The sequence below is a fragment of the Pectobacterium actinidiae genome (genome assembly GCF_000803315.1).
Taxonomy (GTDB): domain Bacteria; phylum Pseudomonadota; class Gammaproteobacteria; order Enterobacterales; family Enterobacteriaceae; genus Pectobacterium; species Pectobacterium actinidiae.
This window is the reverse complement of record NZ_JRMH01000001.1, coordinates 442,606-467,566: the sequence shown is the minus strand read 5'-3', so window position 1 is coordinate 467,566 and position 24,961 is coordinate 442,606. Positions and strand designations below refer to the sequence as shown.

Genomic DNA, 24,961 nt, shown 5'->3' with positions numbered 1-24,961 from the left:
TGCCGCCACATTCCTCTTCTCCATTCGTCCGGCCATCCAGTCAAATACATGTAGGATTTCCCCAACGAAGGCGTCTCTGTAAGGGACGCCTTGTTTATCTGACCTATAGACTACTGTGAAAGAGAGAAGTTTTTGGCTGTACGATATCCATCAGAATTTGATGGTACTGATGGGACAGCACGGCAATCTCTTCCGCTTTAAAAGCCACTTTCTGATAATTAAAGCACAGTGTCAGTGCCTCATCATCATAAACAGAAAGCGTTAAATCCAGCCGAGCCTGACAATGAGCAATATCCGCGATCTGATAGACAGTCTCATTAATTTTTATCGCCGGCGGCATGGCAGTCAGATAGTTAAAACTGACAGGAAAACGCAGCTTATCAGACCATCCTTTGGCCCGGACGTCAGCCATTAGCACATCATAGGGTAACGTCTGATGGTCTAAAATGGCATGAATCTTATTCTGGCTGCGAGCCAAAAGCGTGTTGAAAGATTCCTGAACCGGCGAATCATCGTAGTAAGCCACCATGTTAACGAAGCAGCCTATCGTGGTGGCGTTTTCAGTCAGCATACGGTTCGATACCGGAATACCGATGGGAACATGACGATAGTTTGTCGTTTTGAGCAGCAGGGTAAAAGCGGTTAGCATGCAGACAAACGGCGTCGTACGATGCTGCTGGGCATAGTGCTTTATCGCCTGCGTCAGCGTATCTGACAAGATGCACCAATAATTTTCCCCATCCTGACTGTCACTGAGCGGAAATGCCGTCGCATCGGCCCCTGCTGCCAGGTAATCCTCCATTTTATCCAGCCAGAACTGGCGCTCTCCCGGATAGCACTGATCTTTGGTGCGACGTTGCTGCTGCCGATAGCGCAGATGGCGATCCCCACAGCCTATTCGATAGCTGCGATCGCCAGCGCTATAAGCACGAACGTAATCAACAAACTGATTGAAGAACAAACCAATAGCGTCATGGTCGAATACCGTATGGTGTACACGTCCCAGCAGAATATGCCGCTGCGCCGTCAGCGAAACCAGATGAAAACAGATGAGCGGCGAGTGTTCTACATCCATCTCTGGCGTACTGACCAGTTCCATCAGTCGTCTGTCGCTCAGCGTATTCGTCTCTCCATCGGGAGAGAACGCCGTCAGCCGTTCAATTGGGATCGCTTCAATCGGATAATCCCCCTCAAGGCACTGTAGTCGATCCAGATCGAAGCGGGTTCGCAGTACCGGATTACCTTCAAGAATACGCCGAATACTCCATTCCACGGCAGATTCATCCAGTGCTCCTTTTATCGCCAGACGAAAAGCCAATTGATAGACCGAAGGCTCTGGGCTGAGCTGATCCAGCGTCAGAAAATAACGCTGCTGCGATGAGGGTTCGAGCGCCTCGATATCCGTCTTGCTCTCGTCAAACGCGGGTTCATCATCGTTAACATAGTAAGGGACGATGAAAGCCAGCAGATGGGGCGTCGCATTGTTGAAAAATAACGGGTAATCAATTTCACTAAACAGCCGCTTTCTAATTAGCAGCCTGGCTTTCATCGCCTGAAGCGAATCGCCCCCTAAATCAAAAAAGTTATCGTTGGCACCGAGTTCACGAAAACCAAGCACCTCTTGCCAGATATCGATCAGTTCCTGTTCCAGCTCATTACCTGCGGCTTTAACAGGATATCCCAACTCAGGACGCTGCGGACAAGGCTCTGGAAGTCGGCTCACATCCAATTTTCCGTTAGGCAATTTGGGCAGGGTTTCCAGCATAATAAAGTGGGACGGATGCATCGCTCGCGGCAGTTTATCCTGCAAGAAGCGACGCAAATCGTTCGTAGCAAGCGACGGGTTACGGCTCACCAGATAGGCCACCAGGCGCTGACGCCCGTTTTCCTGAATCGGCCGCACCAGCGCCTTGTCGATATCACCATGCTGACGTAACACGATTTCGACTTCCTCAGGCTCGATACGAATGCCATTAATCTTAATCTGGCGATCGATACGTCCCAGATACAGGATCTCCCCTTCTGGCGTCATTTTCCCTAGATCGCCAGTGCGGTGCCCCCAAGAGCGTTTATCAGCTCGAACATGAGTGAAGAAACGCTGCTGTGTTAATTCGTCGCGGTTAATATAGCCACGGGCGACGCCTTCACCGAACGCGCAAATTTCCCCTTCTTCCCCTTCAGCCACGGGACGCAGATTCTCATCCACGATGAGAATGTCGCTGCCACGCAGTGCCTTACCGAGCGTCACACTTTTTCCCGGCCTTAATTCAGCAAATGAGCAGTTGGCCGTCGTTTCCGTCGGGCCATACAGATTAAAGAGCCGGACATCAGAAATCTGCTGGAAGGTACGCTCTTGTAAATCAAAAGAGACAGGCTCGCCGGAGAGAAAAACCGTTTTGGGTAATGCCCACGCGTGAGAAGAAGATGCCTGATAGCGCAGCAGTTCATCCCAAACGGTCGGCACACAATAAATGGCTCCGTCTGGATGTTGCTGATGCCAGCGTAATAACACCTCTGGCTCATTCAGGCTGTCGGCAGGCAAAATAAACAGCGTGTCGCCACGTAATAAAGGCGCATAAAGCTGTGTCACAGCGGCGGCAAAGCTGAGTGTCGATGTCAGAGGGAGCGTCGCGCGCGTCTCTGGCCACACATCCTCATTAAACCAGTTCAAATAATAATTCAGGTTCCGGTGTTCGATGGCCACTCCTTTTGGCTTCCCAGTTGAACCGGAGGTATAGAGAATATAAGCCAGATCGTTTTCGCAAACGGGTGGCAACGTCGCCACAGGCTCGGCAGGATAATGGATATCCTCTACTACCATCGTAGAGGGAAAAACCTTATCGATGGCCGTTTTATTTAACATCGCTCGCGTGGAAATAAGTAAAAATGTCGAAGAATCATCAAGGATCTGGATAATTCTTTCTGACGGATGAAAATGCGAGAGGGGAACGTAGGTATGTCCTGCTTTTAAAATAGCCAGCAAGACTACGGGCATCATCACACCAGGTTCAAGATAGACGGCAATTCTGCCCCGTTTATTATCCGGATAATGTGATAATAAATAGTCTGCCAAACGGCGAGACTGCGACTCGAGTTGTTGATAATTCAGCCTGTCGCCATTAAATTCCACCGCCGTCTTCTCGGGACTTTTCAGTGACCATTCAGAAATAATTTCAAAGACCGTTTTTCTATTCTTCATCATTTTCCTTCCATATTGTAAAAGGATGCTTTTTGCGGGAATGGTTCTAACGCGACTTCCGGTATCTCACGCGATGAAAAATTAATGCGATAAAAATGAGAACACGTAATGATGGGTTCGTCATGCTAATACCAGGAAAGACACATAAAATAATGCGCATACCTGAGTATGGGTTTAACAAATAAAAGACATTATTGCCTATATACCAAAAGGACTATGCCAGAATGCGAAAGTCCCCCCGTACCCTGACGGGTATTATTTCCCCTTCCCTTTGCTATGTTTTATTGACAGTCATCACCACCCTATTCGTAGATAATTGGAGGCTCCGATGGATTCACAATTTATCGGTTCTGTTATTAATGCGCTACCGTTGGAAAATATGATTAGCGGGCCATTACAGGCAATGATTAACGCCCAGGTTCAAGCCAGCAAAGCCTATACGGATTTTCTATTATCCGTCTGCATTCAGAATAATAAAGCCGTCGCCATCCAATTCGACTACGACGAAACGCTTATTGATGAAAGCGGAGTCGCAAAAGGTTCGGTGACAAAAACGATGCGCATACCGCTCATTGCCGCGATTACCCATCCGATTATTTCTATTGAAGAAGGGACGATCGATTTCGAGCTTGAAGTCACACAGAGTGAATCTTTATCCGATGACACCGGAGAAGACGGCAATTTGGCGGCCTCGCTGGGATGGGGGGCATTCAAGGTCAAAATGGCTGGCCGGGTATCACACAAATCGGCACAAACCCGAGCCACGGACACTCGCGCCAAATACAGCATTCACACGCAGGTAAAACGTCAACCCGCGCCTGAAGCGCTCATGCGCGTCATCGATTTTCTGACCGATGCCGCCATCAGACCCAGTGTTCCCGCAGGGGAAAGCGCACCGCAGATAGCGGAAAACGCCGCGCCACCAGCGCCTGCGGAGCAACAAGAAGCGTCATCATAATCAAAGCATATTGTTCAGCAGCAATATTACTCAGCGGCATAGTGCATGTGTGCCGTACCTGCATAACGCGTAAAAGGATGCCCGGCGTGACCCCTGGCATCACCAGAGGATCAGATCATGGCATCGGCAAGAGTGCTCCATACCTTATTTGAACAGCAGCGACATCAGACGCCAGACGCCATCGCTCTGAGAAGCGATACAGAAACGTTGACCTACCAGCAATTGGATCAGCGAGCAAACGCCATGGCGAACGATCTATTGCAGCGGGGCGTAAAGCCGAAGGATGTTGTCGGCATTTATTTGAATAAAAGCCCGAATTTGATCGTCAGCCTGCTCGGCGTATTGAAAACCGGTGCGTGCTATTTACCCCTTGATCCTTACTATCCACACGAGCGTTTGGATTATATGGTCAATCATGCCGATGCGCGTCTGGTCATCACCGACAGTGCACACGCGCTTACGCTGGCACCGAGCCATCGTGAGATCGTTGACATCAATCAGATCGATCTGAGCGTTCAGACTGCTCCCATACTTCCCTCAGTCAGTGAAGAACAGCTTTGTTATGTAATGTACACCTCCGGCTCCACCGGAACGCCGAAGGGCGTCATGGTCAGCCACAGAACGGTCGTCAATTATCTGGCGTGGATGCAAAACGCCTTCGTTCTACAGCACGACGATGTTGTCCTTAACCAGTCCACGTTCAGCTTTGACGTCTCGGTGTGGGAAATTTTCTGGCCGCTGATCGCTGGCGCAAGCTGTGCGGTCATTACTGAGGATGCCAAGTACGATCCGCAACTGCTGGCTGAATTTATGCGTCATCATCAGGTCACCGTTGCGCAGTTCGTACCGACAGCACTGCGCGTCATTGTTGATGCGGAAGTGCTATCCCGCTGCACTTCGCTATGCCATATCTTTTCTGGCGGCGAGGCGCTCGATCAAACGCTGGTCAACGATCTTTCCCTGCAATATCCAGGAAATATCCACAACCTCTACGGCCCAACCGAGGCGACAATATTTGCCTGTCATTGGCACTGCCAGCCCGGAGCAGAAGAAAAAATCGCCCCGATTGGCAAACCCATCCCTCACGCCATCGCTTATGTACTGGACGACGCGCAGCAGCCTGTTGACGTGGGGGAAAGCGGCGAGCTTTATCTGGCAGGGGATATTCTGGCAAAAGGCTACCTGAATGCGGAAAAGCTGACGCAGGAGCGATTTGTTAATGACCCGTTTAGTCATCAATCTGAGCAAAAGATGTATAAAACCGGTGACTGGGTTAAGCAGCGCGTCGACGGTGTTCTGGAGTTCATTGGCCGAATAGACAGTCAGGTTAAATTGCGCGGGCACCGTATTGAACTGGCGGAAATAGAAACGCACTTACAGGCAATCCCGCAAATTAACCATGCCGCCGTTATTCTCGAAAAACGCTCGGAAAACGCGGCGCCATCGCTCTCAGCCTTTTATGTGTTACGACATCAAAAGCACATCGATATTCAGGAAATAAAAGCGCACCTTGCCAAGACGCTACCTTTCTTCATGGTGCCCTCTCATTTCGTTGCGTTGGAAAAAATGCCAACGCATCCCAATGGAAAAATTGATAAATCTAAGTTGTGTTCCTGCGTAAATAACTAATGGTGAAAAAATGTCAAATGACAAAGCAATATTACCTTCCGAGATAGAAAAAAACATTATCTCTATCTGGCGGAACGTTCTTAATAACCCAAAGGTCTCTATTCAAGAGAATTTTTTCGATGCAGGAGGGAACTCCCTGCTGATGTCCAAGGTTTATCGCGAAATAAAAAACAAAATAGAGTCTCCTATCTCTATTGTTGATTTATTCCAATACCCAACGGTACAGATGCTAAGTAAACGCATTAGCGAAATACACGCTGGGAAATCAGGCAGCAAGAAGTAATTACGCCAAAAAGCGTATTTATACTCCAGGGGAATAACCGCCCTGTAATGGGAAATGTGTTTCATCATCCTTATTTAACTGATAATAGGTGGTAATACCATGTCTGCAAATCAATTGAATTCCGCAGCAGTAAAAGCGAAGGTGGCTTCAACAATTAAATTTGTCCTGAGTCACCAAAATTCATCCAAGCCCGCTAACTATTATGCGATTGGTCAGAAAGTCCTCCCTTATGTCAGAAAATATTGGGGGAAAAAATCTATTCCTGCTATTCCTGTTTCCATCAAAGCATCATTGCAACATCCGTCGGCATCCAGTCTGCAAAGTATCATCAGCCGGATTACTGCCGAAATCGCGGGTAGCAAAAAGTAATTCACGTTTAATTTAGCTGTCCTTCTATATTCACGGCGTAGGACGTCGACTTTTCTTTCTTTTGGATAGTATTCGGAGAAAGAAGGTTAGCGACCTGCGCCGTGAAAGGAGGCGAATATATTCACGGTGAGGTAATGAAATGAAACAGCAAGAACAGTTCCGCGATAAGGATATTGCTATTGTAGGAATGTCGGCCCGCTTTCCCGGTGCGGAAGATACCGCGATATTTTGGCAAAACCTGTTGGACGGCGTGGAGACGATCAGCACATTCAGTGAAGAAGAACTGAGGGAGTCGGGCATTGAAGAAGAGATGATCGCCTCACCCAACTATATTCGCCGTCGGGGAATTTTGGGCAACGCACAGCACTTTGACGCTAATTTCTTTGATATCACCCCCCGCGATGCCGAAATTATGGATCCCCAGCATCGCGTCTTTTTGGAATGCTGCTGGCACGCGTTTGAAGATGCAGGCTATGTCCCAGCCACCTACCCCGGCAAGGTTGGCATATTCGGTGGAACGGGAACCGCCTGGCATTTGAGTAAAGTTAACGCCCATCCTGAAGTGCAGAAATACGCCAGCGGCGCGTCGGTCGTCACCAACAATGATAAAGATTACGTAACGACCCGCGTGTCTTACAAGCTCAACCTCAAAGGGCCGAGCGTTAACGTACAAACAGCCTGTTCAACTGCGATGGTCGCCGTCGTGATGGGCATGAATAGCCTGTTGAACGGGGAAAGTGACCTGATCGTTGCGGGCGGTGTTTCCGTGGATACGCCAGAACGCCGGGGCTATCCTTATATGCAAGGCGGCATGGAATCCGCAGATGGCCGCTGCTATGCCTTTGACTCCCGAGCCAACGGCACGGTGTTCAGCCGCGGTGCTGGCGTCGTATTACTGAAACGCCTGAATGACGCCGTACGCGACGGCGATCATATTTACGCCGTATTGAAAGGCGGCGCAGTGAATAACGACGGTAACCTGAAAGCCGGCTTTACCGCACCGAGCATCGACGGGCAGATCGCCGTTGCCAAACAGGCAATCGCCAATGCGCAGCTTGATCCCGCCACGATCAATTTTGTTGAAGCCCACGGCACCGCGACGGCGCTGGGCGACCCCATCGAATTCACGTCGCTTACACAAACGTTTCAGGAATATACAGATAAAACCCAGTATTGCCGTCTGGGGTCGGTGAAAACCAATATCGGCCATACTGACGCGGCATCAGGCATGGCCAGCCTCATCAAAGCCTCGCTGGCGCTGGAAACCGGCAAGCTGCCAGCCTCGCTCCATTTCGAATCGCCAAATCCCAACATTGAGTTTGAAACCAGCCCGTTCATCATGAACACCGAACTCAGCGAGCTCGAACCGTCGGAGACACCGCACCGCGCGCTGGTGAACTCTTTCGGCGTCGGCGGCACCAATGCCTGCGTCATTCTGGAAGCCGCTCCCCCGCTCAACGCGGGCGATACCCATGACGACAGTCTGCTGGTTTTGCCTTTCTCTGCCAAAAGCCGCACAGCGCTGGAAGACATGAAACGCCGCCTGCGCGATTATCTCAGTGCGCATGACGACGCCAATCTGGCAGATATCGCCTACACCCTACAGGTTGGGAGACAAAAGTTCTCGCACAGCACCGCCATTATCGGGAAGGATCGCGATTCACTGCTGACCAAGCTGGATCAGCCGTCGCTGGTAGTGACGCAGCAGGGAAAAAACCAAAAATCCGTCGTGTTTATGTTCCCAGGACAGGGCAACCAGTACGTCAATATGGCGCGTGAACTGTACGACACCTACGATGTTTTCCGCGCGAGCATGGATCAATGCTGTGACTATCTGGAACCCATTCTGGACGTCAACCTGACGTCGATTATCTTTCAGGACAGCGACGATATCGCCGAGTCCCGCATCAATGAAACCCAGTTTACCCAGCCGTCACTGTTCGTGGTGGAGTACAGTCTGGCAAAACTGTGGATGTCGTGGGGCATTCAGCCGGATGTCATGATCGGCCACAGCGTGGGGGAATACGTGGCAGCCTGCCTGTCCGGCGTATTCTCACTGGAAGATGCGCTGAAAGCCGTCGCGATGCGGGGCAAAATGGTACAGGCTTTACCCGCGGGAGATATGCTTGCCGTTCTGCTTGATGAAGAAAGTCTGAAGGCCAAACTTCACGGCAGCAAGCTGGAAATTGCGGCGGTTAACTACCCCGGATTATGCGTCATCGCTGGTGCTTCAAACGATGTCGCACGTTTCCAACAGCAGTTGGAAGACAGTAATATCTTCTGTAAACATCTGGACACCTCACACGCATTCCACTCACACATGATGGAACCTATGCTGCCCGCCTTCAAAAAGGTCATTGACAGCATCGAGTTACATGCACCGAAAATCCCTATTGTTTCGACCGTCAACGGGGAATGGATGAGTGAAGATGTCGCTAAAAGCAGCGATTATTGGGTTGGACATGTTCGCAACACAGTCATGTTCTCTCATGCTTTTAAAACGCTGATGGCTGACGAGTATCACGATTTCGTATTCCTTGAAGTCGGACCGGGACGCTCGCTGGAATCGTCCGCCAAGCAGCATTTCAGCGCAGAAGATGGTGCATTGATTTATGCCTCCCTGCCAACGGCGAAAGACGTTGCCTTATCCGGCGAGTACCTCCTCTCGACGCTCGGCGCACTTTGGGCAAGCGGCGTAAACGTTCCCTGGCATCAGCATCATTCAGAACAGCGCCGTCGCCGCATCCCGCTGCCGGGCTACCCTTTCGAGCGAAAACGCTTCGCCCTGCCAGCCCTGTCGTCAGCCAGTCATGACATGCAGAGTGAGCAATCCGTTAAGGCTAAAAAGCGCAAACAGGCCGATATCGGCGATTGGTTCTATATGCCGACCTGGAAGAAAACGATTCCAGCGAAATACATGGCGGGCAAACGCGTTGAAGCGGAGAACACCTGCTGGCTGCTTTTGGCCGATACGCTGGGTATCGCCGAACGTGCGAAACCGCTACTGGAAAAAGACGGGCATAAGGTCTTTTTTGTCAGCCCGGGAACGCAGTATCAGGAAACGCTTTCCGAAGGCCGATACACCCTCAACGTATCCTCGCGCGCCGACTATGTCCGGCTGCTGAAAAGCCTGACAGAACAAGGATTACGTCCATCACGTATCCTGTATTTATGGAACCTGACGGCCGAGGAACAGGTCCAGCCGCTTGATCACACCTATCTCTCCTCACCGCTGAACACGTTCTACCCTGCCCTCTATCTCCAGCAAGCGCTGGTGAACGAGAATGTGCTGGACGACCTGCATGTGACCTTCGCTACCAGCAACACGTTCAGCGTGATGGGTGAGCGCATTAGCTCACCAGAGAATGCGTTACTGGTCGGGCCTTCGCGCGTGTTCTACCACGAGTATCCTGAAGTGCAATGTCACCTGGTGGATATCGATCTCAAACAGAATGCCGAACAGCTTGATGAAGTTGCCCACAATCTGATTGCAGAAAGCCATATCGCCACACACGGCAATCTGGTGGCTTACCGTGGAAACCAACGCTGGGAAGAAAGTTATCAGGCCGTACATCTGAAGCAGGACACTCTCGGTTTACCTGCCGAATTGAAAGATGACGGCGTTTACCTCATCACTGGTGGCCTCGGCGGATTGGGGATCCTGCTCGCCAACCACCTGTCTGAAAAAAGCAATGCAGCGATCATCCTGACTTACCGCGCCGCGTTACCACCGCGTGAAGAGTGGCAAGCCTGGATCCAACAGCATCCGGTTGACGATCCTATCAGTGAGAAACTGGCGAGCGTTTTACGTCTGGAAGCCCGTGGCAACACGATCCATCTGGCACAGGTTGACGTGAATGATTACCACGGTATGCGCGAGATGTTGTCCGCGTTTCCGCAGATTGACGGGGTGTTCCATACGGCAGGCGTGGCTGGTGGCGGCATCATTCCTCTGAAGAATGACGCCGATTGCGCCAACGTGCTCGATCCCAAAGTCGCAGGATCGCTCATTCTGGATGAATTGCTACAGGACAAACAGCCTGACTTCTTTATTTTATTCTCTTCCATAACCTCCATCGTCGGTGACGAAGCCCGCATCGATTACTGCGCGGGTAACGCCTTTATGGATGCCTTTGCACATTACCGCAACCAGCACCGCCGCGGACGCACCGTCTCGCTGAACTGGGGAAAATGGGGCGATGTAGGAATGGCTGTCCGTTGGGGCAAGCAGTTGCAGGAGAAGAAAAACAGCAAGCTGGCGGCGGTTGAGGAAACCAAAGGCGACCTGCTTACGTACCTTGAGCGCGAAGGTATGCAGGAAAGCTATCAGGTTAATCTCACCGTGCAAGACTGGGTCATCGATGAGCACCGCCTCGCGAAGCAGCCCTCACTGGTGGGCGCGACAATCTTATCGCTGCTGCATGAGTTCATGACGTGCTTTAAGCCTCAGGAAAGTCTTCAGGTCAAAAACCTGATGCTGACCAAGCCGGTGATCTATACCGACGCCTGGCCGCGTCAGATGAGGCTATTCATCACGCCAGAGGGGAAAGGCTATAAATTCAGCCTCAAAACTCAGGGCGTACTTGAACTGGCATGGCAGGAACACGCGTTCGGAGGCATAGGCCACAGCACTGCAACGGCTGACCTCACGCCACAATCGATTGACACCATCAAACAGCGCTGCACCACGCAGGTTCCCTATGCGCCGTTTATCACCGAGCTGGGAAATGCCAACACGGGCGAAAATTTCCTGTCGTTCAGCCAGCGCTGGAACAACCACCGCGAGATCGTTCAGGGTAATAACGAATGGCTGATACACAAAGTATTGGGGAGCGACTATACGCACGATCTTACCCGCTACCCGTACCATCCCGCAGTGATTGATGCCACGGCCATCTCCTGCCTGTCATTGATTACACAGGAAAATTTCCTGCCTATCAGCTATGGCAAGATGACCTTCTTATCGCCACTGGGGAAAGAGTGCTACGTCCACGCCAGGCTCAAGCAGGCCTATCAGCCGCAGGATAGCGCCATCGTCATGGATATCACGTTCCTGTCATCAGAGGGCGTTCCGCTGCTGGTCCTGGAAAACTACACGCTGATGAAGATGACGATGGGCAATCAGCTCGCTACGTCAGAAAGCGCCTCAACCACAGCAGCAGTAAAAGTAAATCTGGCAGATAAAGACATTCTGTTGCCAGAAGGGCTGGACGCAATCAAACGCCAGCTCGCGCATCTGGAATTTGCACAGTTGGTGGTTGTTACCAGCGATCTGAACCAGCTCATTTATGAGTCGATTCCTGAACAGGAAACGCCTGAATTCATCTTGCAGGATAGCGAAGCAACGGAAGGGTATGCCCGACCAGTCCTCTCTGTGGATTACGTCGCGCCAGAAAATGACATTGAGAAGGAGATCGTCAAAGTCTGGCAGTCCATTCTGGGGATCTCGGGGATCGGCGTTAACGATAGCTTTACTGAACTGGGCGGTAACTCGCTGCTGGCAGTACAGGTCGTGTCTACCGTTTCCGGCATATTTGAAATCGATATTCGCGTTGATCTGTTTTACCAGAACCAGACCGTGAAAGGGTTAGCAACGCTGATCCTTACCGAGCTGGAAGCCTTATTACAGGAATAAGGGAACGGCCGCCTTCAGTAGGCCTATCGAAGGCGGCCACAAATGTAAAACCGAATGCCACAAAATGAGACTCGATAATGACGCAGCTTCCCACCGCAAAACTGACCTCGCTTAGTCTGGATGAACTCAAAAAGCTGGCGAGAGAAAAGAAGAGAACGAGCAAGACACCATCAGGTAAAACCATTGCTCCGCACGCGACACCCGGCAGAGTACATTTCCCCATGACCAGCGCGCAGAAGCGCATCTGGATGCTCTCCCAATATCTTGATGATAGCCAGGTCTATAACAATCCGTATGTGCTTGCCTGCAGGATCGAGCACGATATGGAGCCGCAACGAGTACAGCAGGTACTCAACTATCTGATGCAACAGCATGACATTCTGCGTACAACATTCCGGCTAGTCGATAACGATGTACACCAGTGCATTGCTGACGATATGTCTTTCTCGTTCAGCTTTGAAGATATCTCCGCATTCAGCGAAGAAGACATTGAAAAATATGTCTCGGAGACGGCCAAGGCGAAAGGAAATACCGTTTTTGATTTGGAGAATGGCCCGCTGGTTTATCTCCATATGGTCAAAACCCATCAGCACGACTATGTCCTGTTCCTGACCTTTCATCACATTATTTCCGACGGGTGGACGGTCAATGTGTTCTTCAAAATGCTGATGGAAAACTACTTTCGTCTGCTACAGGGTGGGACATTACCCATCGAAAAAACGCTCCAGTTCGCCGACTACGCGCTGGCGGAAGATCGATGGTATACCGAGGGCGAATACCAGACCGGGTTGGCCTATTGGGCAAAAAAGCTGGATGGCATCACAGGGCAGTTAGATCTGGCAACGGACTACCCTCGCCCAGCCAAAATGAGCACCACCGGGGGAATCGTCAGCCAGTTCTTTGATGCGTCTTTCTGCCAGCGCTTGCAAACCTGTGCAACACAGCATCAGGCAACACAATTCCACGTTATCCTCACGGCATACCAACTCCTGCTGCACAAATACAGCGGGCAGCAGGAAATCATCATCGGCGCACCGTTTGCCAATCGCAATTTACCTGCCACGCAAAACATGATGGGGCTATTCATGAATACCCTGCCATTGCGTTTTGATATCGATCCTAATGCCAGTGTCGCCTCCCTGATCGAGGGCGCGCGCGCCGAGTGTGAAGAAACCTTGAGATACCAGGATGTACCGTTCAATTATATTCTGGACGAAATTACCTATGTGCGTAATCCCCAGATCAATCCGATCTTCCAGGCAATCTTGACGTATCAGGTCTTCCCTCATTTTCACAGTAGCCATGGCGGGTTCAAATATAAGCCGTTAAAAGTGGATTACGGTACCGCTAAACTGGATCTGAACTTATGGGTAGAGGAAGACAAAGATAGTGACGGCCTGTTGTTCACCATGAACTACAGCAGCGCATTATTTTCCAGCAGCACTATCCAGCGCATGCTGAACGATCTGCGGACTCTTCTCGAAACCTTAATCACCCAGCCGCAATTAACCGTCCGGGATATCTCACTGCTAAGCGGTGAAGAACGTAGTGCGACCATTGCACAGTGCCACCCGACCGCTACCGCGTTCCCGCCTGCGGTGCATATGCAGTTTGAACAACAGGCACGACAAAATCCCGATGCCATCGCCGTTCGTTGTGAAGGGCGCGCATTCAGCTATGCTCAGCTCAATGAACGGGCAAACCAACTGGCACATCAGCTCCAGAAAGACGGCATTGCGCAGGGGGAGTGTGTCGCACTGTTCATGCCGAAAAGCGAATATTACGTCGTCGCGATTCTGGCCGTGTTAAAAGCTGGCGGATGCTATGTCCCGGTCGATATGGATCTTCCTGCACAGCAGGTTGAGTTCATCCTGAAAAACTCCGCCGCCCGTTGCGTCATCATCGACAAACAGTCACCCGGTGACACGCTCCCCTGCCTCTACGTAAGACAAAATCGCAGTAGGATGCCGGTGAGCAATCCATCACAACCACAGGTTACGGATGGCCCAGCTTACATCATTTATACCTCGGGCAGTACCGGCAAACCAAAAGGCGTTCGTGTCAAACACTCACAGCTTAGCCACTACTGTCAGGCCATTCGATCCGTGCTCAACCTGCCGCCCGATGCCCGCTACGGCATGTTTTCATCCTTCACAACCGATTTGGCACACACGGTTCTGTTCCCTGCACTGATTCACCAAGGTCAGTTAGAGGTGATCAGCACGGAATTACTCCGCTCCCCACAGGAGCTGTTCGCTTATCTGGCGCACTATCCGGTCGATTGCATAAAAATCACGCCGTCGCATTTAGCGACGTTACTAACGTCACCGCAGGCTAACGCGTTGTTGCCTCGCCAGTTGCTGGTTATCGGCGGAGAACGCGTTCCTCTGTCACTCATCAAGCGCGTACGCGAGTTCCAAACGTCCTGTCGCATCCTCAACCATTATGGTCCAACAGAATGCACCGTCGGCGTCACCACCTATCCAGTGCCGGACGATCTCTGTCGCCTTTCAGGTGACTATTTGCCCATCGGTAAGCCTCTGTCCGATAGCCATGTCCTGCTACTTGATGCTTATCACCAGCTCGTTCCGACGGGCTTACCGGGCGAAATTTATCTGGGCGGTTCACATGTCGCAGAAGGGTACATCGGCCTGCCAGATCAAAATAACGCCCGCTTTATTCCTCACCCTTATCTGGAGGGCGAACGGCTCTATCGCAGCGGTGACAAAGGTCGCCTCCTGCCTGATGGCAATCTTGAATTTATGGGGCGTTTGGATCGTCAGGTTAAAGTGCGCGGCTATCGTGTTGAACTGACGGAGATTGAGCAGGCATTGCAACAGGTTGCTAATGCGACCCACGTTGCCATTAAACAAAACACGCTGCACCACGGGGAAACCGTCTTAACCGCATACCTGTGCGGCATTGATGAACCCAGCCAGACCACGGTAAAAACGGCGCTGCAAAAAAAACTGCCAGACTATATGCATCCCGAACGCTGGGTATGGCTAGAGGCGATGCCATTAACCGCCAGCGGTAAGATAAATTATGCCGCGTTACCCCTGCCCTCAGCAGAAAAGCGCGTAGCACTCCATGCGCCGGAAAATCAGCGCGAACACGACCTGCATGAAATTTATCGCGACATTTTACAAAGCGAGACGATTGATACGCAGGAGAACTTCTTTACCCTTGGCGGGAATTCTCTCAGCGCATTAAAGCTCATCCTGAGCGTTAACCAGCACTTTGGGACATCACTGTCTCTTGGGCAGTTGTTCGAAAATAGCAGCATTGCCCAATTGGCCCGAGTGATTGAAGAAAAGGGATCACAGACTCAAACCGCAAGAGTGACGATCAATCGTGGGCAGCCTGAAGATAAACCCACTTTACTTCTGATCCATCCAGCAGGCGGTAACGTGCTGTGCTATTCCGCGCTGGCGCGTGAATTGGGCGAGCGCTATCCGATCTATGGCATTCAGGTGCCCGATTTCAGCGTTAACCAGCCTTATAACGCCGACATCAAAACACTCGCCGCTTTCTATCTCTCAGAAGCTGGCGACATCGTTCATCATTCTCGTCTGGTATTAGGAGGATGGTCTCTCGGCGCAACTATCGCTTTTGAAATGGCGCAGCAGCTCACGAGAAAAGGCATAACACCGACGGTACTCGTGTTGGACCAACCAGCACCAGAGATCAACATCGACGACTCAGCAGGCATGAATGAGGCGGAACGTCTGGCGTATTTCGCACATAAAGTGGCGTTGTTTACCGGTGCGTCTTTCGATCTTTCGGAGCAGTCGCTTGCAGACATGAGCAATGCGCAACGAACGTCGCGCTTTCTGGCTGAGTTCAAACGTGTGGGACTGGTTCCTGAGTCGATTGGGCCTGGAGCATTTCAGGATTTTATCAATATCCTGCAAACCCATATCTATGCGACAGATGCTTACCGTGGCGAGTGCTACTCAGGTGATGTGCTGGTCGTCGAAGCGGAAGATATTTTACCCGGTCGTATCCGTCTGCCAGAGACTGGACTGGGATGGCGTCGCCTCACTTCAGGTTGCCTGACGGTACTGCCAACTTCCGGCGATCATATCTCAATGATGAACGCCCCACATATTTCTCGCATAGCCGAACAGCTCAAAAAAGTATGGCAATAACACATTCGCCGTCTGCGGTTTCCAACGCAGAACGGCGATTTTATGACGTAAGTGAGGAGAGAACATGGGCCATCCCCCGTCGTTAACCGTTTGGCGATATCTGGTATCGCGCGATGCGCTTCTGACCATCATCATACCGGTCATTATTTACAACATCGCATTTTTACAATGGGGGGCGGGCGTCGCGCTGTTAATAACCGCGATCTATTCCGGTGTACTGCAACTCATCAGCCGTTGGCAAGGCTATCTGCCAATCATTGCTCTCATCCTTGTGTCGGGGCTTAGCCACTACCTTTATCTGGAAGGCGTCATCCTGTTTGATATGCATCAGGAGAGCGTCTTTTTGTCGATCAGCGGCGCAATATCAACCGTGATTATTTTTACCCTTTACAGCCTCAAGGGGCGTCCAGTCATACAAACATTGGCGGAACAAGCTACGCCAGCGCTTAAGACGCTCCCCGTTTATGGCACACCGCAGTACGTCCGAGTCTGGAACGAGGTATCACTGGTCTGGATTCTGGTTTATCTGGTGAAAGCCATCATTATCTACCTCCTTTCCCGCCAGCCTGGGCTACCGATGGATACGATTGTCCTCATCAGCGGATGGCCGCTTACGCTACTGCTGGTGATCTTCAGTTTCCGATGGCCAAAGCATCGCTGGTCCTCACTCGCACACGATAACGCTGCCTGATCAGCGCGACAGGTAGTGCATAACATCATGAATGATAAATATAGGGAATATTATGAATCCGTTAGAAAACAAGCTGATTGTATTGAATCGTCATCCTGATGGCCCCGCACAGTTAGAGGATTTCAGGCTCGAAGAACGCCATATCAATGCACTACAGCCCGGCGAATATCTGGTTGAAAACAAATGGCTATCTATTGATCTTTATACACGCCCACGGCTTAACAAGAACACAGCCTATGTGAGCCCAATCAAACAGGGAGAAGTGATTCAAGGCGAAACGGTAGGCTACGTCGTGGCAACGAAGAACCCACACTTTAAGGTTGGAGATTGTGTGTTCACCTTTTCAGGCTGGCAGAAATACTATGTCGGTACACCTCAAGATTTTATTACACATCGCCTGCCGTCAACGACCCTATCCCCCTCTATTTTTCTCGGCGTGGTGGGTACACCGGGACGTTCCGCTTATTTTGGCATGAACAAAATTGCCAAACCTAAAGCGGGAGAAACGCTGGTGGTCTCCGCCGCATCAGGGGGCGTAGGTTCCGTCGTCGGTCAGTTAGGTAAACAAGCTGGATGCCGGGTTGTCGGTCTGGCTGGAAGCGAAGAGAAATGTCGCTATGTCGTTGAGACATTAGGCTTCGACGCCTGCATTAATTATAAAGAAGATGACTTAAATCACGCCTTGCGGGCTGCCTGCCCTAACGGAATTGATATCTATTTTGAAAACGTTGGCGGCAGAGTTTCACTTTTCGTTGCCAAACTGCTTAACGAAGGCGCAAGAGTCCCCGTCTGTGGCAGTGCGGCACAATACAATCAGGATCCTGACGTTGACGCATCCAGCACGGTAGCATTTTTCTCTTCGCTACCCGATGCCCCGCTAAGCCGCTTTTTTCTTGTGACAGAATGGTTCAAAGACTATGCGGAAGCAAACATCTGGCTGTTGGATGCCGTTGAGAAAGAACGATTAAAATATCGAGAGAACATTGTTGAGGGAATAGAGAATGCGCCCCAAGCCTTTATCGACCTATTAGACAGCAAACACTTTGGCAAGCAGTTGGTACGCCTGTAAGGCGCTGAGAGAGTAAATTAAAGACAAAAAAATAGACGTCCATTGACGTCTATTTTTTATGTTGGTACCGAGGACGGGACTTGAACCCGTAAGCCCAATCGGGCACTACCACCTCAAGGTAGCGTGTCTACCAATTCCACCACCACGGCATCACAATTACTGCTTTAAAACGCTTACTTCGGAATGTCACTCGCCGGTGTTGAAGGCGCAGCAGGCGTTGTCGTCTGCTCAGCTTTTTCTGGCTGGCTCAGGTTATCCCATGCACCGCCTTTTTTCTGCAGCGAACTTAAGTTGCCCAGAATCAGACTGATGATGAAGAACAGGGTCGCCAGTATCGCCGTCATGCGGGTCATGAAATTACCAGAGCCGCTCGAACCGAACAAAGTGGCAGAAGCACCTGCTCCGAACGACGCTCCCATATCAGCACCTTTACCCTGCTGAAGCATGATCAAGGCAACAAGCCCGATCGATACTAACAGGAAAATTACTAATAGAGCTTCGTACATAGTCGTACCCGTTAACCGTTTTCCCCATGATTCATGGAGATGCTATATTCTGGCGGTAAACCGCGTGTCATTCCGCTAAGCAGGATGTAGAACATCCCTTATCAAGCGGGTCTGAATACTAACCAAAGGATGTAGCGTACGCAAGGGTAATTTAGTCGCCGCAGGTTGATTGCAGAAAAAAACAGCGGCTTTCGACACAAGATAGCTATAGAAAGCCTTATCTACCTGATTGGCGAATCAAAAAAGCCCTCAGCCGACGGCTTTCACCGCATCAGCAATACGATTCGCCAACGCGATGACCGTCTCTTCGTGTTCACCCTCAACCATGACACGGATGAGTGGCTCAGTGCCGGATTTACGTAGCAATACCCGCCCGCGTCCAGCCAATTCTTTTTCCACATCCTGCGTAATCTGCTGCACGTTTTTATCTTCCAGCGGATCGTGTTCGCCCGTAAACCGCACGTTAACCAGAATCTGTGGAAACAGCTTCATACCGCTGCATAAATCATGCAGGCTCATATGGTTTTTCACTATCGCGGTAAGGACTTGCAAACCAGCAATCACACCGTCGCCTGTCGTGGTTTTATCCAGTAGGATCACATGACCGGAGTTTTCTGCCCCGATGCGCCACCCTTTTGCCTGCATCGTTTCTAATACATAGCGGTCACCCACTTTGGCACGAGCAAACGGGATACCCAGTTGCTTTAACGCAACCTCAAGCCCCATGTTACTCATCAGCGTGCCCACCGCGCCACCGCGCAGTTGCCCTTGACGTAAACCTTCACGGGCGATGATATATAGAATCTGATCGCCATCGACTTTGTTGCCTAGATGGTCGACCATGATGAGCCGATCGCCATCGCCGTCAAACGCTAGCCCAACGTCCGCTTTTTCAGCCAGTACACGCGCCTGTAGCTGTCTGACGTCCGTCGCGCCACACTCTTCATTGATGTTCATCCCATCCGGCTCACAGCCAATCGTGATGACTTTAGCACCAAGTTCGCGCAATACGCTGGGGGCGATATGATAGGTAGCACCATTGGCGCAATCGACGACAATCTTTAAGCCATTCAGGCTCAGTTCGCTCGGGAATGTCCCTTTGCAAAATTCGATGTAGCGTCCGGCAGCATCAACAATGCGGCTGGCTTTACCTAATTCAGCTGACTCAACACACGTCAGCGGTTTTTCCAGCTCAGCTTCGATCGCTTCTTCTACATCATCCGGCAGCTTGGTGCCGTCAATTGAGAAAAATTTAATACCGTTGTCGTAATACGGGTTATGAGAAGCCGAAATAACGATGCCTGCTTCAGCACGGAACGTACGGGTAAGATAAGCAACCGCAGGCGTTGGCATCGGGCCGGTAAAAGAAGCCGACAACCCCGCAGCAGCCAGCCCAGCTTCCAGCGCAGACTCCAGCATGTAGCCAGAAATACGGGTATCTTTGCCGATAATAATCTTACGAGAACCATGTCGCGCGAGAACTTTCCCGGCGGCCCAACCCAGTTTAAGCACAAAATCAGGTGTAATCGGCGTATCGCCAACCTTGCCGCGTACGCCATCGGTACCAAAATATTTGCGGTTACTCATCTCGTTTTTATTCCTTCGCAGAAAGGGTAGCTTCAACAATGCGCATGGCATCGGCCGTTTCTTTAACATCGTGAACGCGAATAATCTGTGCTCCCTGCATCGCGGCGATCACCGCGCAAGCGACGCTACCATAAACACGCTGTGCAGGCGGTACATTGAGGATCTGCCCAATCATGGATTTCCTCGACATGCCAACCAGAAGAGGCAGTTCAAAACGATGTAACTCACTCAGGCGAGCCAGAAGCGTATAATTATGGGCAAGATTCTTACCGAATCCGAACCCGGGATCCAGCAATAGCTTATTTTTCGGAATATTGGCGTTCACACAGCGTTCAATCTGCTGTTGCAGGAAATCGCCAATGTCCTGCATCAGATCGTCATAATGGGGCTTGTGCTGCATGGTTCTCGGCATACCCTGCATGTGCATCAGACACACAGGCAAACCTGTTGCCGCCGCAGCCTCCAGAGCCCCCGGCTCTTGCAAAGCGCGAATATCATTAATCAGGTGCGCCCCCGCCTGCGCCGACGCCGTCATCACTTCCGGCTTTGAGGTATCGACTGAGATCCATACGTCAAAGCGTTTAGCAATGGCTTCCACCACGGGTACCACACGGCTCAGCTCTTCTTCCGTGCTCACGTCAGCGGCTCCGGGGCGTGTTGATTCACCGCCAATATCGATCAGGGTCGCACCAGCGGTAATCATCTCCTGAACGTGCAGTAATGCAGTATCGAGCTTGTTGTGTTTGCCGCCATCGGAAAAAGAGTCAGGCGTGACGTTAAGAATGCCCATAATGTGTGGGCAGGAAAGATCCAGCGTTGAGTCTCTGGCAACCAGTTGCATGATTTACCTCCGCATTCTGGTGTATGTAGTTAGCGTGAAATGTGATTCGAAGAACATTCCCAGTAAAAAACCCCAGCCTGAGCTGGGGTTTCATAAGTTACAGATGTCGATCGCGGGCGAATTACTTATCGTCCACTTGCTCAGACATCGTGTTACCGGGGTTAGGCGTCTGTGGCTCATCTACTGGTGTAGGGGCTTTAGGTGTACCGCCACCGTTACCAGAATCGTTGTCAGAGCGGGACTCTTCCCAACCTGCTGGTGGACGAACCTCTTTCTTACGCCCCATCAGGTCGTCGATCTGCGGCGCATCAATGGTTTCATACTTCATCAACGCATCTTTCATTGAATGAAGGATATCCATGTTTGCCATCAGCAGTTCGCGAGCACGCACGTAGTTACGTTCAACCAGAGATTTTACTTCCTGATCGATAATACGCGCGGTTTCATCCGACATGTGCTTCGCTTTTGCCACGGAGCGACCGAGGAAAACTTCGCCTTCTTCTTCCGCATAAAGCAATGGACCCAGTTTTTCAGAGAAGCCCCACTGCGTTACCATGTTACGCGCAATCGACGTTGCCACTTTGATGTCATTGGACGCACCAGTAGAAACATGCTCCACGCCGTAAATGATTTCTTCAGCCAGTCGACCACCGTACAGCGTAGAGATCTGGCTTTCCAGCTTCTGACGGCTGGCGCTGATCGCATCGCCTTCAGGCAGGAAGAACGTCACACCCAGTGCACGGCCACGCGGAATGATCGTCACTTTATGGACCGGGTCGTGCTCTGGCACCAGACGACCGATGATCGCGTGCCCTGCTTCATGATACGCCGTCGATTCTTTCTGCTTTTCAGTCATAACCATGGAACGGCGCTCGGCCCCCATCATGATTTTGTCTTTCGCTTTCTCGAACTCAACCATCGATACAACGCGTTTGTTGCCACGCGCGGAGAACAATGCAGCTTCGTTAACCAGGTTAGCCAAATCCGCACCAGAGAAGCCTGGTGTGCCACGCGCAATCACTGACGCATCGATATCTGGAGACAGCGGTACGCGACGCATGTGAACTTTCAGAATCTGTTCACGACCGCGAACATCTGGCAGGCCAACGACAACCTGACGGTCAAAACGGCCTGGACGCAGCAGTGCTGGGTCAAGAACATCAGGGCGGTTAGTTGCCGCAATGACAATGATACCCTCGTTGCCTTCAAAGCCGTCCATCTCAACCAGCATTTGGTTCAGCGTTTGTTCACGTTCATCATGACCACCGCCCAAACCTGCGCCACGCTGACGGCCAACGGCGTCGATTTCATCGATGAAGATGATACAAGGCGCGGCTTTCTTCGCCTGTTCGAACATGTCACGGACACGAGAAGCACCGACACCCACAAACATTTCAACGAAGTCAGAACCGGAAATCGTAAAGAAAGGCACTTTCGCTTCGCCGGCAATCGCTTTTGCCAGCAGCGTTTTACCGGTTCCCGGCGGGCCGACCATCAGAATGCCTTTCGGGATTTTACCGCCCAGTTTCTGGAAACGGCTAGGTTCGCGCAGGTACTCGACCAGTTCGCTAACCTCTTCCTTCGCTTCGTCACAACCGGCTACATCAGCAAACGTCGTCTTAATCTGATCTTCAGTCAGCATACGCGCTTTGCTCTTGCCGAAGGACATGGCACCTTTACCGCCACCGCCTTGCATTTGACGCATGAAGAAGATCCAGACGCCAATCAGTAACAGCATCGGGAACCAGGAAATAAAGATAGAAGCCAGTAAGCTCGGCTCTTCCGGTGGCTCACCAACGACTTTCACGTTCTTCGTTAGCAGGTTATCCAGTAGCTTGGGGTCATTGACAGGAATGTAAGTCGTGTATCTGTTGCTGTCTTTTTTGATAACACTGATCTCACGCCCGTTAATACGTGCTTCACGGACCTGATCCTGATTCACTTCAGTCAAGAAGGTTGAATAATCCACCCTACGGCCATTCGACTCGCTGGGCCCAAAGCTCTGGAAAACAGACATCAGCACCACTGCGATGACTAACCAGAGAATTAGGTTTTTCGCCATGTCACTCAAGGGATTAACCTCATATTACAACTGTGTTAAAAAACAGCGTTAGGGTACTACAGTTTCCGCCCTGTCGCTACAATATACACTTCACGAGACCGGGCACGTGAGGCGTCTGGTTTACGAATTTTCACTTTCGTAAACAGGGAGCGAATTTCCCGCAGGTATTCATCAAAACCTTCTCCCTGAAACACTTTCACCAGGAAACTTCCGCCTGGCGCTAATACATCCCGACACATACCAAGTGCTAATTCAACCAGATACATCGACTTCGGAATATCAACGGCTGGTGTACCACTCATGTTAGGGGCCATGTCAGACATCACCACCTGAACTTTGCTATCGCCAACCCTTTCGAGCAAGGCCTTGAGGACTAATTCATCACGAAAGTCCCCTTGCAGGAAATCGACGCCGACAATCGGATCCATCGGTAAAATATCACACGCGATAATTCGACCATTTCCACCAATTTGCGTGACCACATACTGTGACCAACCGCCCGGCGCAGCGCCTAAATCCACAACGGTCATACCGGGTTTAAACAGTTTGTCGCCTTGCTGTATTTCGTCAAGTTTAAACCAAGCACGGGAGCGCAGCCCTTTTTTCTGGGCTTGCTGCACATATTTATCGCTAAAGTGTTCCTGCAACCAGCGACTGGAGCTTGCAGAACGCTTTTTATTCGCCATCGATTTTCCAACTATTCTCAGTAACACGCTCGTGGTGGGGAGAAACTTCTCACATATTACCAATCAGAACAGTCAAATTGGTTATAATCATGAGATGGCGGTAGAATGAACCGTTTTCAATCCCAACCTAAGTAAAAAAGACAATGAACCTAAGTAATAAACAAAAACAACACCTAAAAGGCTTGGCACATCCGCTAAAACCGGTTGTCATGCTAGGCAATAACGGTCTCACCGAAGGTGTTCTGGCTGAGATCGAACAAGCATTGGCGCATCACGAATTGATCAAGATAAAAGTAGCGACAGAAGATCGCGAAACCAAAGCCTTGATTGTTGAAGCGATTGTTCGTGAAACGGGTGCCGCTAACGTTCAGGTCATCGGCCATACGCTGGTGCTCTACCGTCCTGCGAAAGAACGTAAAATTGTGTTACCACGATAACACTTTTTATTTCAGGATACTCGGTTTTAACGGAAAGGTGCCATGCCTCTCTGTTAGAGAAAAGGCCGCAAGCGGCCTTTTTCTTTTCTTTACAATTTTTGCTGTTTTAATCAACAACTCAGCAAAATTTACAGATATTCGACTTTCAGGATCTCATATTCCACGTCGCCGCCCGGCGTACGGATGACCACAACGTCATCTTGCTCTTTACCGATCAGACCACGCGCGATCGGGGAATTTACCGAGATCAGATTCTGCTTAAAATCGGCTTCGTCATCGCCAACGATTCGATAAGTTTGTTCTTCTTCGTTATCCAGGTTCATGACCGTTACCGTCGAACCAAAAATAACCCGTCCGTTCGCCGTCATCTTCGTGACATCGATAACCTGTGCGTTAGACAGCTTTGCTTCGATATCTTGGATACGGCCTTCACAGAAGCCCTGCTGCTCGCGTGCGGCATGATATTCTGCATTTTCTTTCAGATCGCCGTGCTCACGCGCTTCGGCAATCGCCGCAATAATTTCAGGTCGACGCACAGATTTCAGGTGGTCAAGCTCTTCGCGCAATTTTTCAGCACCACGCAAGGTCATCGGAAATTGTTTCATATTGTCTATACCTCTAAAAAAGTCCGTAAGACTCAAATAATCGTCATCCTGACGCGCTAAAAATCAAAGGCGACGGAGTCTCTGCAACGTGCCAGTCCTCACTGGACATAAAGCAAAAGCAACCAGCCCCGGAATAAAATTTCCAGGCTGGTAGCGGTTTTGCATTTTGATACGTATTTTACCCCAGAGTTCAATGAGGGTCATCGTTTACTTTAGGCCTTGTTGCACCGTAGTATGACCACACGTTACCCCG

At 50.8% G+C, this 24,961-nt stretch carries 16 protein-coding genes and 1 tRNA gene; 9 read left to right on the top strand and 8 right to left on the bottom strand.

The window, feature by feature from the left end; all coding sequences use genetic code 11:
* Positions 1-103: 103 nt before the first annotated feature.
* Entirely contained in the window at positions 104-3,202 is a 3,099-nt protein-coding gene (locus tag KKH3_RS01950) for a non-ribosomal peptide synthetase (protein WP_234991481.1), read from the bottom strand.
* A gap of 325 nt (positions 3,203-3,527) precedes the next feature.
* On the opposite strand from KKH3_RS01950, the gene KKH3_RS01945 reads away from it, so the two are divergent.
* From KKH3_RS01945 to KKH3_RS01910, 8 genes are all read left to right on the top strand, one after another.
* On the top strand, positions 3,528-4,157 hold the full coding sequence (locus KKH3_RS01945; protein WP_039355297.1) for a DUF2589 domain-containing protein: 630 nt from the start codon (positions 3,528-3,530) through the stop codon (positions 4,155-4,157).
* Between the two features lie 117 nt (positions 4,158-4,274).
* The gene (locus KKH3_RS01940) at positions 4,275-5,786 is read left to right on the top strand and encodes an amino acid adenylation domain-containing protein (protein WP_039355295.1); all 1,512 of its coding nucleotides are present in this window, start codon (positions 4,275-4,277) and stop codon (positions 5,784-5,786) included.
* 10 nt (positions 5,787-5,796) lie between these two features.
* Entirely contained in the window at positions 5,797-6,069 is a 273-nt protein-coding gene (locus KKH3_RS01935) for a phosphopantetheine-binding protein (protein WP_039355293.1), read from the top strand.
* A gap of 99 nt (positions 6,070-6,168) precedes the next feature.
* Complete coding sequence (locus KKH3_RS01930) at positions 6,169-6,438, top strand: hypothetical protein (protein ID WP_039355291.1); 270 nt, start codon at positions 6,169-6,171, stop codon at positions 6,436-6,438.
* Between the two features lie 139 nt (positions 6,439-6,577).
* Entirely contained in the window at positions 6,578-12,073 is a 5,496-nt protein-coding gene (locus tag KKH3_RS01925) for a type I polyketide synthase (RefSeq protein WP_039355289.1), read from the top strand.
* A 77-nt stretch (positions 12,074-12,150) separates the two neighbouring features.
* The gene (locus tag KKH3_RS01920) at positions 12,151-16,224 is read left to right on the top strand and encodes a non-ribosomal peptide synthetase (protein ID WP_039355287.1); all 4,074 of its coding nucleotides are present in this window, start codon (positions 12,151-12,153) and stop codon (positions 16,222-16,224) included.
* Positions 16,225-16,288: 64 nt separating this feature from the next.
* Positions 16,289-16,915, top strand: a complete 627-nt coding sequence (locus KKH3_RS01915; RefSeq protein WP_039355285.1) for a hypothetical protein — start codon at positions 16,289-16,291, stop codon at positions 16,913-16,915.
* 52 nt (positions 16,916-16,967) lie between these two features.
* Positions 16,968-17,984 (top strand): NADP-dependent oxidoreductase, encoded by a 1,017-nt coding sequence (locus KKH3_RS01910; protein WP_039355283.1) that lies wholly within the window; start codon positions 16,968-16,970, stop codon positions 17,982-17,984.
* Between the two features lie 62 nt (positions 17,985-18,046).
* On the opposite strand, the gene KKH3_RS01905 is transcribed toward KKH3_RS01910, so the two are convergent.
* The 6 genes from KKH3_RS01905 to rlmE form a co-directional block, all read right to left on the bottom strand.
* Positions 18,047-18,133, bottom strand: a tRNA-Leu gene (locus KKH3_RS01905).
* A 24-nt stretch (positions 18,134-18,157) separates the two neighbouring features.
* Entirely contained in the window at positions 18,158-18,490 is a 333-nt protein-coding gene (secG, locus tag KKH3_RS01900; RefSeq protein WP_010302573.1) for a preprotein translocase subunit SecG, read from the bottom strand.
* A gap of 249 nt (positions 18,491-18,739) precedes the next feature.
* Complete coding sequence (gene glmM, locus KKH3_RS01895) at positions 18,740-20,077, bottom strand: phosphoglucosamine mutase (RefSeq protein ID WP_039355281.1); 1,338 nt, start codon at positions 20,075-20,077, stop codon at positions 18,740-18,742.
* Between the two features lie 7 nt (positions 20,078-20,084).
* Entirely contained in the window at positions 20,085-20,918 is an 834-nt protein-coding gene (gene folP, locus KKH3_RS01890; protein ID WP_039355279.1) for a dihydropteroate synthase, read from the bottom strand.
* Between the two features lie 121 nt (positions 20,919-21,039).
* Complete coding sequence (ftsH, locus tag KKH3_RS01885) at positions 21,040-22,980, bottom strand: ATP-dependent zinc metalloprotease FtsH (protein WP_039355277.1); 1,941 nt, start codon at positions 22,978-22,980, stop codon at positions 21,040-21,042.
* A 56-nt stretch (positions 22,981-23,036) separates the two neighbouring features.
* Entirely contained in the window at positions 23,037-23,666 is a 630-nt protein-coding gene (rlmE, locus tag KKH3_RS01880) for a 23S rRNA (uridine(2552)-2'-O)-methyltransferase RlmE (RefSeq protein ID WP_005971510.1), read from the bottom strand.
* Between the two features lie 143 nt (positions 23,667-23,809).
* Between rlmE and yhbY the strand changes: the two genes are divergently transcribed.
* Entirely contained in the window at positions 23,810-24,103 is a 294-nt protein-coding gene (yhbY, locus tag KKH3_RS01875; protein WP_010283039.1) for a ribosome assembly RNA-binding protein YhbY, read from the top strand.
* A 128-nt stretch (positions 24,104-24,231) separates the two neighbouring features.
* Here yhbY and greA read toward each other — a convergent pair whose 3' ends face one another.
* Positions 24,232-24,708, bottom strand: a complete 477-nt coding sequence (gene greA, locus KKH3_RS01870) for a transcription elongation factor GreA (protein WP_039355275.1) — start codon at positions 24,706-24,708, stop codon at positions 24,232-24,234.
* Positions 24,709-24,961: the final 253 nt, after the last annotated feature.